Origin of the sequence: Clostridium massiliamazoniense, assembly GCF_001403635.1 — a bacterium.
Classification (GTDB): domain Bacteria; phylum Bacillota; class Clostridia; order Clostridiales; family Clostridiaceae; genus Sarcina; species Sarcina massiliamazoniense.
This window is the reverse complement of record NZ_LN879468.1, coordinates 1,521,639-1,533,721: the sequence shown is the minus strand read 5'-3', so window position 1 is coordinate 1,533,721 and position 12,083 is coordinate 1,521,639. Positions and strand designations below refer to the sequence as shown.

At 29.0% G+C, this 12,083-nt stretch carries 13 protein-coding genes; 11 read left to right on the top strand and 2 right to left on the bottom strand.

What is annotated here, in order from left to right; all coding sequences use genetic code 11:
• The first annotated feature begins 316 nt into the window (after positions 1 to 316).
• The 3 genes from ARA19_RS14100 to ARA19_RS14090 all read left to right on the top strand — a co-directional run bounded on the left by ARA19_RS14100 (position 317) and on the right by ARA19_RS14090 (position 3,014).
• Entirely contained in the window at positions 317 to 1,528 is a 1,212-nt protein-coding gene (locus ARA19_RS14100) for an ammonium transporter (protein WP_055071582.1), read from the top strand.
• 98 nt (positions 1,529 to 1,626) lie between these two features.
• Entirely contained in the window at positions 1,627 to 2,037 is a 411-nt protein-coding gene (locus ARA19_RS14095; protein WP_055071581.1) for a C-GCAxxG-C-C family (seleno)protein, read from the top strand.
• A gap of 44 nt (positions 2,038 to 2,081) precedes the next feature.
• Complete coding sequence (locus ARA19_RS14090; protein ID WP_055071580.1) at positions 2,082 to 3,014, top strand: DNA-3-methyladenine glycosylase family protein; 933 nt, start codon at positions 2,082 to 2,084, stop codon at positions 3,012 to 3,014.
• Positions 3,015 to 3,115: 101 nt separating this feature from the next.
• On the opposite strand, the gene ARA19_RS14085 is transcribed toward ARA19_RS14090, so the two are convergent.
• Positions 3,116 to 3,415 (bottom strand): HNH endonuclease, encoded by a 300-nt coding sequence (locus ARA19_RS14085; protein ID WP_055071579.1) that lies wholly within the window; start codon positions 3,413 to 3,415, stop codon positions 3,116 to 3,118.
• 245 nt (positions 3,416 to 3,660) lie between these two features.
• Here ARA19_RS14085 and ARA19_RS14080 point away from each other — a divergent pair, with 245 nt between their 5' ends.
• On the top strand, positions 3,661 to 4,374 hold the full coding sequence (locus tag ARA19_RS14080) for a TVP38/TMEM64 family protein (RefSeq protein WP_055071578.1): 714 nt from the start codon (positions 3,661 to 3,663) through the stop codon (positions 4,372 to 4,374).
• Between the two features lie 44 nt (positions 4,375 to 4,418).
• Here the strand turns inward: ARA19_RS14080 and ARA19_RS18330 are convergent, their stop codons facing one another.
• The gene (locus ARA19_RS18330; RefSeq protein ID WP_423230618.1) at positions 4,419 to 4,961 is read right to left on the bottom strand and encodes a TIGR01906 family membrane protein; all 543 of its coding nucleotides are present in this window, start codon (positions 4,959 to 4,961) and stop codon (positions 4,419 to 4,421) included.
• On the opposite strand from ARA19_RS18330, the gene ARA19_RS18020 reads away from it, so the two are divergent.
• The 7 genes from ARA19_RS18020 to ARA19_RS14045 all read left to right on the top strand — a co-directional run bounded on the left by ARA19_RS18020 (position 4,891) and on the right by ARA19_RS14045 (position 11,981).
• A complete protein-coding gene (locus tag ARA19_RS18020) occupies positions 4,891 to 5,076 on the top strand; it encodes a hypothetical protein (RefSeq protein ID WP_055071577.1) in 186 nt (61 codons plus the stop codon). The two genes, ARA19_RS18330 and ARA19_RS18020, sit on opposite strands and share 71 nt — an antisense overlap.
• Positions 5,077 to 5,434: 358 nt before the next feature.
• A complete protein-coding gene (gene groES, locus ARA19_RS14070) occupies positions 5,435 to 5,719 on the top strand; it encodes a co-chaperone GroES (RefSeq protein WP_055071576.1) in 285 nt (94 codons plus the stop codon).
• Positions 5,720 to 5,736: 17 nt separating this feature from the next.
• Positions 5,737 to 7,356 carry a chaperonin GroEL gene (groL, locus tag ARA19_RS14065; RefSeq protein WP_055071575.1) on the top strand — a complete coding sequence of 540 codons (1,620 nt, stop codon included), beginning with the start codon at positions 5,737 to 5,739 and terminating at the stop codon, positions 7,354 to 7,356.
• A gap of 237 nt (positions 7,357 to 7,593) precedes the next feature.
• Positions 7,594 to 8,361 carry a prepilin peptidase gene (locus ARA19_RS14060; RefSeq protein WP_055071574.1) on the top strand — a complete coding sequence of 256 codons (768 nt, stop codon included), beginning with the start codon at positions 7,594 to 7,596 and terminating at the stop codon, positions 8,359 to 8,361.
• A gap of 189 nt (positions 8,362 to 8,550) precedes the next feature.
• The gene (locus ARA19_RS14055) at positions 8,551 to 10,245 is read left to right on the top strand and encodes a GspE/PulE family protein (RefSeq protein WP_055071573.1); all 1,695 of its coding nucleotides are present in this window, start codon (positions 8,551 to 8,553) and stop codon (positions 10,243 to 10,245) included.
• Positions 10,246 to 10,303: 58 nt separating this feature from the next.
• Positions 10,304 to 11,515 carry a type II secretion system F family protein gene (locus tag ARA19_RS14050; RefSeq protein ID WP_055071572.1) on the top strand — a complete coding sequence of 404 codons (1,212 nt, stop codon included), beginning with the start codon at positions 10,304 to 10,306 and terminating at the stop codon, positions 11,513 to 11,515.
• A gap of 55 nt (positions 11,516 to 11,570) precedes the next feature.
• A complete protein-coding gene (locus ARA19_RS14045) occupies positions 11,571 to 11,981 on the top strand; it encodes a pilus assembly FimT family protein (protein WP_055071571.1) in 411 nt (136 codons plus the stop codon).
• Positions 11,982 to 12,083: the final 102 nt, after the last annotated feature.

The following is a 12,083-nucleotide window of genomic DNA, read 5'->3' as shown; positions in this document are numbered from 1 at the left end:
CCAGCTATCAAAGCTATGCTTTGGTAGCCAATTATGCTATGAATACTAAAAATTTTAAAATAAAATATAAGAAATTAGATTTTATCTATTGCTTTAGTATATTTAAAATAAAATATGTTAAAGCAATAGATAAAATTGTAAGAAATAAAATATAAATAAAAAAATTATCTTATATTTTGTTTATATCACAATCAATATAGTAAGAATGTCTTTGATTCTGTAGAAATTATAAAGTACATATATTATCAGAACATTAAATTTGGAATTAAAGACTTTCAATAAATAAAACTTAAAAACAAATGAGGAGGAATAAGAAATGTTACCAGTAATAAACCACGGTGACGTGGCATTTATGGTCATTGCAACAGTTCTTGTTGCAGTAATGACTCCAGGATTAGCATTTTTCTATGGCGGATTAGTTGAGAAGAAAAACTCATTAACAATGATGTTCCAATCATTCGTAGCTATCGGTATAGTAACAATAATGTGGATCTTTGGAGGATTCAGTTTAGTATTCGGAAATGATATAGGAGGAGTTATAGGAAATCCAGCTCAATTCTTCGCTTTCCGTGGAATGGATTTCTTAGTAAACCCTAACTATGGTAGTCATATACCATTTTTAATGTTCTTTATGTATCAATTAATGTTCGCAATAATCACTGCTCCATTAATGACAGGTGCTTTTGCTAACAGAATAAACATCGGTGGATGGATAAAAGTATTAGTTCTTTGGATGATATTTGTTTACTTCCCAGTAGCTCACTGGATTTGGGGTGGCGGATTCTTAGCTAAATTAGGATTCGTTGACTATGCTGGTGGTACAGTTATTCATATAACAGCTGGATTTGCTGGATTAGTAGGTGTTTGGTTCTTCGGACCAAGACTTGTTAAAGGTAAAAAAGGCCCTGGTAACTTAACTTTAGTTGCTATTGGTACAGGATTATTATTATTTGGATGGTTTGGATTTAACTCAGGTGGAGCATTAGCAAGTGGTAAAACTGCTGCAATAGCTTTCACAAATACTGGAGTAGCTGCTGGAGTAGCTATGGTAGTTTGGATGATAATAGCTTACTTAGAGCATAAGAGATTCTCATTCTTAGAGCTTGTAACTGGAGCTATAGCTGGATGTGCAACAATCACTCCATGTGCTGGATATGTAACTCCATTATCATCAGTTGCTATTGGTATAATAGCTGCTATAGTATGTTTCTTCTGCGTTGTATTCGCTAAGAAAATGAAGTGGGACGATGCTTTAGATGTATGGGGAGTTCACGGTATGGGTGGATTAACTGGTACATTATTAATAGGTATCTTCGCTAACAAAGCAGTTAACGGAACACAAGCTAGTGTACACCAATTCTTAATTCAATTATTAGGAGTTGTAATAGTTGGTGTTTGGACAATAGTTATAACATACATCATATTCAAAGTATGTGACTTAACAGGTTCAATCAGAACAACTAAAGAACAACAAGAACAAGGATTAGATATTGCTTTACTTGGAGAATATTCAGAAGCAGATGAATAATTGATAATATAAGACATGCTTGAAAAAGCATGTCTTTTTTTGTAAAATTAAAGTAGAGTATTTTTGTAAGGAATAAGAAAATGATAGGAGTGAAGTTTATGTTAAAAAATAAAGCTGTTGAAATGTGGGATGTTAGTCATGACTTAAATTGTGCAGAAACAATATTATATGCAGCTAATGATTTTTATAATTTAAACTTAAGCAAGGACACATTAAAAGTAATGTCATCCTTTGGTGGAGGTTTTGCCATAGGAGAAACTTGTGGAGCAGCAGCAGGAGCTGTAGCAGTTATAGGAATAATGTTTACTGAAACAAGAGGACATCAAAGTCCTAAAACAAGAGAATTAACAAAGCTATTTATGAATAAATTTTATGATAAATTAGGAACTTATAAATGTACGGAATTAAAGGAAAAATACAAATATAACGATTCTAGAAGATGTTTAATAATGATAGAAACAGCAGCAGATGCATTAGAAGAAGTTATTAAATTGGAAAAAGAAAACTAGAAAATATAAAGTAAGCGTAATCAATTTAGGAAGGAAGAATAAAAATGGACCGTGGAGCTATAGAATTCCAAGAAAATAAAGTAATTATAAGGGCAGCAAAAAATTTTAATATAAAACAAACCTTTGAGTGTGGTCAATGTTTTAGATGGGAAAAAATAAATGATAATAATTTTATTGGTGTTGCATATGGAAGAGTATTAGAGGTAATTCAAGAAGGGGATGACATAATATTAGAGAATACCAATAAGGAAGATTTTGAGAATATATGGAGAAACTATTTTGATTTAGATAGAGATTATAGTACTATTAAAAAAGAACTTGCAAAGGATAAAATTTTAAGGGAAGCAGTAGAATTTGGTTATGGAATAAGAGTATTAAATCAAGAACCTTTTGAACTTGTAATTTCATTTATAATATCAGCAAGAAACAGTATTCCTGTAATAAGCAGAACTATAAATGAAATATCAAAAAGATGGGGAGAAAAAATAGAATACAAAGGTAAAGAATATTATGCTTTTCCAACTGTAGAAAAGTTAGCGGGATTAACAGAAGCGGAAGTAAAAGAAGCTGGAGGGTCATTTAGAAGTAAGTATATAGTAGATACATCAAAAAAGATAAATGATGCAATAAAAATAAAAGAAGGAAAGTTAGAAGTAGAAAATAAAGAAGAGTTTTTAGAAAACTATGACCTAGAGAGAATAGTAAATTTAGAGGATGATGCTTGCCACAAAGCCTTACAAAACTATGCTGGTATAGGAGCAAAGGTAGCAGATTGTATAATGTTATTTTCAATGGGGAAAACTTCTGCTTTTCCAGTAGATAGATGGGTACAAAGAGCAATGGTGTATTTTTATAATGCAGAAGAAGGATCTTTAAATAAAATAAGAGATTTTGCAAGAGATAGATTTAAGAAGTTTTCAGGATTTGTACAACAGTATTTATTCTATTATGTCAGAGAGAAAGGAATAAAACTATAAGCATAGAGTTTATTTTAGGATATTAGTATATAGTTATTTTAAAATAAAGAAAACCCATTCTATTATAAAGATAGCATGGGCTTTTTTCTATATTTAAAGTTTTAATAGCGACCTTTTTTCCTAACATATCTTGACCTTTTTATAGGAATTTCTATATCAGGATTCTTGTCTTTTATAAAGTTCAGATAAGGTTTAATTCTTTCTTGTTCTTTAATTTTATTTATACTATTAAATTTATAGGATAATTCACGGTTAGTAAATAAAGCATGTAGTTGATTGTGACAATTAATACATAATAAAACTACAGGTGAATTTTTTCCACCACATTGTTTTGGTATAAGGTGGTGTTCTGATAAGGTTTTTGACTCTTTTCCACAGAGTTCACAAATTTTTTTAGTCAATGTATTAGGCCACCTTTCTATGTTTTTAGTAAAATTTTAATTTTATATGTAAGAAAAATGTAATTATTTTACTTTATAATTTAAAGCAAGGAAAATAATTAAAAACTTAATTTACATATATTTTTAAGTAAATAAGTTATTTGTAATATAGTATCAAATTAAATTATATTTATAATTAAGGAGATTATCAACTAAAAAGAATTGTATAAAATATTTGATTTTAACGTTAAGGGGGATAATAACCTATGAATAAAATGGGAAGAAGGATTTTGGTTATAGTTTCAAGTATTTTAGCTTTAATAATATTATTAATTATGATGAAATATGGTTTTAATCATAAATCAATGTTTACTAATATAGAACAATTTAAAACAACTGTAAATTCTTATGGTAGTTTTTCTTTTTTAGTATTTTTATTTATTCAAATAATTCAAATAGTATTTTTCTTTATTCCAGGTGAAGTAGTACAAGTTGCTGGAGGTTATATTTTTGGACCCTATATAAGTTTTCTATTATGTATGGTTGGTGCTGTTATTGGAAGTGCTATGGCATTTTTAATAACTAGAAAACTTGGGAAACCTTTTTTACAAAAAATTTGTGGGAAAAATAATTTATGGTTAGTTAAGAAACTAGATAAAAATAAGATTGGTGAAAGAACAAATAGAGATCCTAGAAAGCTTATTTTTATTTTATACTTAATTCCAGGCATACCAAAAGATTTGCTAGCTTATATTTGTGGAGTTGCAGATATTAGTTTAAAGGAGTTTTTAATAATATCAACTATTGGTAGAGCACCTGCATTATTTTTTTCTTGTATGTTTGGAGACCAAGTATCAACTAAAAATTGGACTTACATAATTTTTTTAACTGCAATTTTTATATTAATATTTGGTGCTTTATTTTTAGTAACAAGAAAGCATATAAACAAAATAAAAAGCGAAGCAGAAAGAGAGAGTTAGTTACAATATAAACAGAGATTAGTTATGAAATAAAACTTTAATAATTAATTTTTTAAAGAAACCATAATAAAAAAGTTTTCTATTAAGAGAAGAATTAAAATTATAACTGCATTAAGTAAAAAAAAGCTTTCGGGAAGAACAGTGATTATAGAATCTGTTATAGGGTCAAAAATCCAGTAATCATTATTAAAAAAGAGTTTATGAAATAAAGTAAAAATGTGGTTAAAATCTATTATAAATGAGCATAATAATCCTATAAAAAAACATATAGTAATAAAAGATAAATATTTTAAGGAGCTTTTTAATAAAGCTCTTTTTTTTATGAATAAAAAGATAAAAAATATTACTGATAAAGCAAGGAAAAAATAAATAAATAAAAAAATATTTTTAACTTCTAAAAAATGAATTCTTCCAAAGTTACTTAAAGTAAAATAATCAAAGGATAAATTTTTTATAAAGGGATTCCTAAGATAAGAAATCATATTTTTATAATCAGCTAAAATTTTATTAAGGGGGATGGAGAGTGTAGAAGGAATATTTGTTTTAATCATATATAGTTTAAAAATAAAAGTTGAATTTAATAATATAATGGCATTAAATAAAATTAATGATAGTAATATTATAAATGATAATAATAAAGAAATTGATTTTTTTAGCATAATAAATCTCCTAAGAATATTAAATAAAATTATATTTATTTGAATTTTAGTCAAGGTTTATAATGAGAATTAATGATATTTAAATTATGGCCAAATAAGGTTTATTAAAAACAAAAAAGTGAATAAATTATAAATCTTAGAAAAATAAAGAAAAATCAAGAATTAAATAGATAATTTAGAATAAGAAAGAATAATATTAAAAAAAGGAATAAAATAAAAACAATTAATCATTGAATTTACTTGCAAATTTGTCTATTATAATAAGTGTTAGCACTCTGAGTTAATGAGTGCTAAAGATTTAACGTACTTAAAGAAAAAGGTTTTACCAGTGAATTAAAAAGCATTAAAGATAGACTAATTTGAATTTAAAATCAGTAATATAAATACAAGGAGGGGTTTGAATGAATATTAAACCATTAGGAAACAGAGTAGTTTTAAAAAGACTAGAAGCTGAGGAAAAAACAGCTAGTGGAATTATTCTAACAGGAGCAGCAAAAGAAAGACCACAGGAAGCTGAAGTAGTAGCTGTAGGACCAGGAGAAATGGTTGAAGGAAAAAGAATTCCTTTAGAAGTTAAACTTGGAGATAAGGTTTTATATACTAAATATGCAGGTATAGATGTTAAGGTTTCAGGAGAAGAATACATTATACTTAAAGAAGAAGATATTTTAGCAATAGTTGATTAATTTAGGAGGTTTTGATTATGGCAAAAACATTAATGTTTGGTGAAGAAGCAAGAAGAGCAATGCAAGCAGGTGTTGATAAATTAGCAGATACTGTTAAGGTTACTTTAGGACCTAAAGGAAGAAATGTTGTTTTAGATAAAAAATTCGCTACACCACTTATTACTAACGATGGTGTATCTATAGCTAGAGAAATTGAACTTGAGGACCCTTATGAAAATATGGGAGCACAACTTGTTAAAGAAGTTGCAACTAAGACTAATGATGTAGCAGGTGACGGAACTACTACAGCAACTCTTTTAGCTCAAGCTATTATAAGAGAAGGGCTTAAAAATGTAACAGCAGGGGCTAATCCTATGCTTGTTAGAAATGGTATTAAATTAGCTGTTGATAAGGCTGTTGATGAAATTCAAAAGATTTCTAAGCCTGTTAATGGAAAAGAAGATATAACTAGAGTTGCAGCTATTTCTGCGGCAGATGAGCAAATAGGTAAGCTTATTGCTGATGCTATGGAGAGAGTTGGAAATGAGGGAGTTATAACTGTAGAAGAATCAAAATCTATGGGAACTGAACTTGATGTAGTTGAAGGTATGCAATTTGATAGAGGATATGTTTCAGCTTATATGGTAACAGATACAGAAAAAATGGAAGCTGTTTTAGATAATCCATATATATTAATTACTGATAAGAAAATAAGTAATATTCAAGAAATATTACCTATATTAGAACAAATAGTTCAAGGCGGAAGAAAACTTCTTATTATTGCTGAAGACATTGAGGGAGAAGCTATGGCTACTTTAGTAGTTAATAAGTTAAGAGGAACATTTACTTGTGTTGCTGTTAAGGCTCCAGGCTTTGGTGATAGAAGAAAAGATATGCTTCAAGATATAGCTATTTTAACAGGTGGTACAGTAATTTCAGAGGAATTAGGAAGAGATCTTAAAGAAGTTACTTTAGATATGTTAGGACAATCAGAAACAGTTAAAATATCTAAAGAAAATACCACTATAGTAAATGGTAGAGGTAGCAAGGACGAAATTAAACATAGAGTATCTCAAATAAAAGCACAATTTGAAGAAAGTACTTCAGAATTTGATAGAGAAAAACTTCAAGAAAGATTAGCTAAATTAGCTGGAGGAGTTGCTGTAATTAAGGTTGGGGCAGCTACAGAAACTGAGCTTAAAGAAAGAAAATTAAGAATAGAAGATGCTTTAAATGCAACTAAAGCTGCTGTAGAAGAAGGTATAGTTGCTGGTGGTGGTACTGCTTATGTTAATGTTATAAATGAAGTTAGTAAAGTAACTTCAGATGTAGCAGATGAGCAAGTTGGTATTAATATCATAGTTAGAGCTTTAGAAGAGCCAATGAGACAAATTGCTTATAATGCAGGAGTTGAAGGTTCAGTAATAATAGAAAAAGTTAAGAGCAGCGAAGCTGGAATGGGTTATGATGCTTTAAAAGGTGAATATAAAAACATGATATCAGCAGGAATTGTTGATCCAACTAAGGTTACAAGAAGTGCTCTTCAAAATGCAGCTTCTGTAGGAGCAACTTTCTTAACAACTGAAGCAGCAGTAGTAGAAATACCTCAAAAAGAAAATCCAATGGCACCAGGTGCAGGAATGGAAGGTATGTACTAAAATTTAAAAATAAATATATAAGATAAATATTAAAAAGAATCTGTAGAATAGCAAATAAAAAGCTTGTTCTATAAGATTCTTTTTTTGTTAATTATAATTAATTGTTAAATGGTTTATTAGCCTACAAAAAGTGATAAAGTAATATTAAAAATTAAAAGAATATAGTCAAAAATTTTTTTTAAAAAGAAGGAGGAAAAGTAAAGTATTGGTAGAATAATATAGGGGAGAGGTGATGGAATGACATTTATAGTTTTTATCTATGGTATTGTAATTGGTAGCTTTTTAAATGTATGCATTTATAGAATACCAGCTGAAAGATCTATAGTAAGGCCAGCATCTTCCTGTGGAAGTTGTGGCACAACTTTAAAGTGGAAAGATTTAATACCGATATTTAGTTATTTATCTTTAGGGGGAAAATGTAGATACTGCAAAGAAAAAGTTTCTATGAGATATCCCTTAGTAGAGTTTATGACAGGAACTTTAGTAACTTTACTTTATTTAAGATATGGACTAACATATAGCTTTTTTAAGTTTTCTTTATTAACCATAGTATTAATAGTTATTGCTTTAATAGACTTTGATACTACTGATGTATATAGTATGACAACAATACCATTTATTTTTTTAATGATTGTTTTTATCTTAGTAGAAAACAGAGGAATATCAGTTGGATTATTAGAATATATTAAAAATGTAATTAGAGGATGTAGTGGTGGAATTGTAGGAACATTAGTAATTGGGGCAATTTGCTATTTAACAGGAGCTATGGGTGAAGGCGATATAGAAATAGCAACTTTAATAGGTTTAGTTATTGGATTTAAATTAACTATTTTTATGATTTTAGCTTCATTTATCATAGGTGGAATATATGGAGGTGCTTTGATTATAAGTAAGAAAAAATCTAGAAATGATTACATAGCTTTTGGACCAAGTCTCGCTATGGCAGCTTATTTATCAATGATTATTGGCAATAATATTATAAGCAAATATCTATTGAATTTTTAAAAGTATATTATTTACAAGTGTAGAAAAAGGGTTTTAAAATGAATTTTAAAAAGGTTTATAAAGCAATAAAAAAATATAGAAGAGCTGTCGAAAAAAAACGTATTATTTATCTTGTTTTATGACAATAGACGACTTATAATATTATTGTTTAAGAAAAAATATTCAAGTAATAACAAAAAGAGGTAATTTATGAGGGATAGACTTAGGATAGGTGATTTGTTAGTTACACATGGGAAAATAACAGAGGAGCAACTAAATAATGCCTTAAAAATTCAAAGAACTGAGGGCAAGAGATTAGGTGAGATTTTAATATCTCAAGAAATCATTTCTCAGGAAGACATAATAATGATTTTACAAGAGCAGTTAGATATAGAACGTATAGAACTTAGAACTATAGAAGTTGATCCAAAGGCAGTAAAATTATTGAGTGAAGGTCTTTGTAGAACACATAATGTTTTTCCTTTTGGTTTTGAAGAAGATAAATTTGAATATGAAACCAGATTGAAGGTGGTCTTTTCAGATCCATTAAATCTTTTTGCTTTAGATGATATAAGTTTTACTGGGTATAAGATAAAACAATATATTTCAACTGAGGAAGACATAAAGAGTACTATAGATAGATACTATTCAGGAAGCCATGTTAAAAGTGCTGCAAAGGAACTTTCAAAAGAGAGAGAAAAGTTAGGGCAAGCTAAGAAGCAAGAAATAGAATTAGATGATATAAAAAATGCCCCTGCGGTAAAAATGGTAGACCAAATCTTAGAGGATGCTGTTAAACAAAGAGCATCAGACATACATATAGAGCCATACGAAGATACTATAAGAATAAGGTACAGAGTTGATGGCACCTTAAAGACACTTCTAAATTTAGATATAGAATCCCTAGGCGCATTAATTACAAGAATAAAAATTTTATCAAATATGAATATAGCAGAAAAAAGAGTACCTCAAGACGGAAGAATAGTAACAACTATTGGAGATAGACCTGTAGATATGAGGGTATCTATCATTCCTTTAATTACTGGTGAAAAGGTAGTTATAAGAATACTTGATAAAGGAAACTACAAAATAGGAAAGAAAAAACTAGGAATGAGTGAGAGGGATTTAGAACTTTTAGATAATATAATTAAATCACCTTATGGAATAATCTTAGTAACAGGTCCTACAGGAAGTGGTAAAAGTACAACACTTTATACAGTTCTAAATGAACTTAATGATGGGAATAAGAATATAACAACAATTGAAGATCCAGTGGAATATACAGTTGGTGGAATAAACCAAGTAAATGTTAACTCAAAAGCTGGACTAACCTTTGCAGCAGGTCTTAGATCTATGCTAAGACAGGATCCAGACATAATAATGATAGGAGAAATGAGAGACGGTGAAACAGCTCAAATAGGAATAAGAGCTGCAATCACAGGTCACTTAGTTTTAAGTACACTTCACACCAATGATGCTGCATCCTCAGTATTAAGACTTATAGATATGGGCATAGAGCCTTACTTGGTATCAACTTCATTAAAAGGAGTTATAGCACAAAGACTTGTAAGAAAGATTTGTCCAAATTGTAGAAAAGCTTATGAAGCTAATGAAAAAGAAAAAGAAATATTAGGGATAAATAAATATGAAGATTTAATTCTTTATAAAGGAGAGGGATGTATTGCCTGTGGACATACAGGGTATACAGGAAGAATAGGGGTTTATGAAATACTTCAAATAGATAGAGAGTTAAAAGATAAAATAATAACATCAAAGAATTCAGATGAATTAAAGGATATGGCAGTGGCTAAGGGAATGAAAACCCTAGCAAAAAGCTGTGAAGAATTGGTTTTAGGTGGACAAACTACCATGGAAGAGTTAGTATCTTTACTTTTCCTTGGATAGTAAAGTTTAAAAATTAAGAATTAATTAAGGGGTTGGATTATATAAAGGGGGGAGAGGTTTGCCTAAGTTTAAATACAGAGCACTTAGTAAAACTGGTGAGATTAATGAGCAGAAAGATTATGAAGCAGAATCTGAACAGGATTTGCGTTCCATGCTCTTATCTAATGGTTTATCACCTTTGTCTATTGAAGAACTTAGTACAAGTAAAGAGATAAATTTTAACTTTACTTCTAAAGTTGGAACAAAGGATATTGCTATTTTTTGTAGACAATTTTCTACTATGATTGAGGCAGGAGTAACTATTAATACAGCTATTGATATGTTAGCAGAACAGTTACCTTGTAAAAAGCTTAGAGGAGTTCTAGGGGAAATTAGTGAAGATATTAAAAAAGGTGTGACTCTTTCAGAGGCCATGGGGAAAAAACAAGATTATTTTCCACCTTTACTAGTTAATATGGTAGAAGTTGGAGAAATGAGTGGTACCTTAGATTCTATATTAAATAGAATGGCAACTTATTATGAGAAAGAAAATAAGATGAATGGAAAAATAAGAAATGCTATGATATATCCAGTTATATTAGCATTAACAACAGTATTTGTAATTGGATTTATATTAATGTTTGTTATGCCAATGTTTATAGACATGTTTGCACAGGAAGGAGCAGAACTTCCTGGAATGACAAAAATAACTTTAGGACTTGGGAATTTCTTAAGTAATTATTGGTATATAGTTTTTTTAGCTGTAGTTGCAGCAGCAGGTGGATTTTTTTATTACACTCGAAAAACAGAGCAAGGAGAATATAGCTATAATAAATACAAGTTAAAATATGCTCTTTTAAAGAGTATACATCAAAAAATAGTAGTATCAAGATTTACAAGAAGTTTATCCACTATATTAAGTGCAGGGGTTACAATCAATAATTCTTTAGATGTTGTAGGTGGAGTTCTTGGAAATAAATTTGCAAAGGTAGAAATAACAAAGGTTAAAGAAAGAGTATTAAAAGGGGAAAGTTTGTCAGAACCTATAAGGGATGTTGGCATATTTCCACTAATGTTGAGTTCCATGATAAAAATTGGAGAAGAATCAGGTTCCTTAGATGGAATTCTAGAAAAAACAGCAGATTTTTATGATGAAGAATTAGATAGAACCATAGAGGCATTATCAACAATAATTGAACCAATAATGCTTATAGTGATGGGAATAATAGTTGGTTTCTTAATAATTTCAATATTACTACCAATGTTTGAAATGTATAACGTAATGATGTAGTTATTAATTACGAAAGGTAATTGATATAAATTAAAAAATAAGGGGGAGTTTTTTTATGTTAAAGACAAAAAAACAAAATAAAAAGAAAAAAGGGTTTACTCTTATTGAGTTAATAGTTGTTTTAGCAGTATTGGCAATTATAGCGCTTATAGCTATTCCTAACTTTAATAAGATAAGAGAAAATTCAAAAATTAAATCAGATGAAAGTAGTAGCAATCATATTGATCAAGCAGTAACATTATTAGTTCAAAGTGGTGATATAAAAGAGGATGGGACTTATGAATATAATGGAAGTACAGTAGCTAAAGCAACTGGTTCAACAGGTACTAATGATTATTCAAATGTTATAAGTGGAGTTTTAGGTACTACATCTAATCCACCACAAGAAAATGGAAAAACTCACTATGAAATAAAAATAGAGAATGCAACTACTGCAAATCCAACGGTTAAGGTTGAAACAAAGTAATGAAATTACTCAACAATAAGTGAGTTGAGTTTAAGAATGTAAACTCAGTCATTTTGACTGAGTTTATTGTTTTAGTTAACAATTTGAGTGTGGGCTTATTTT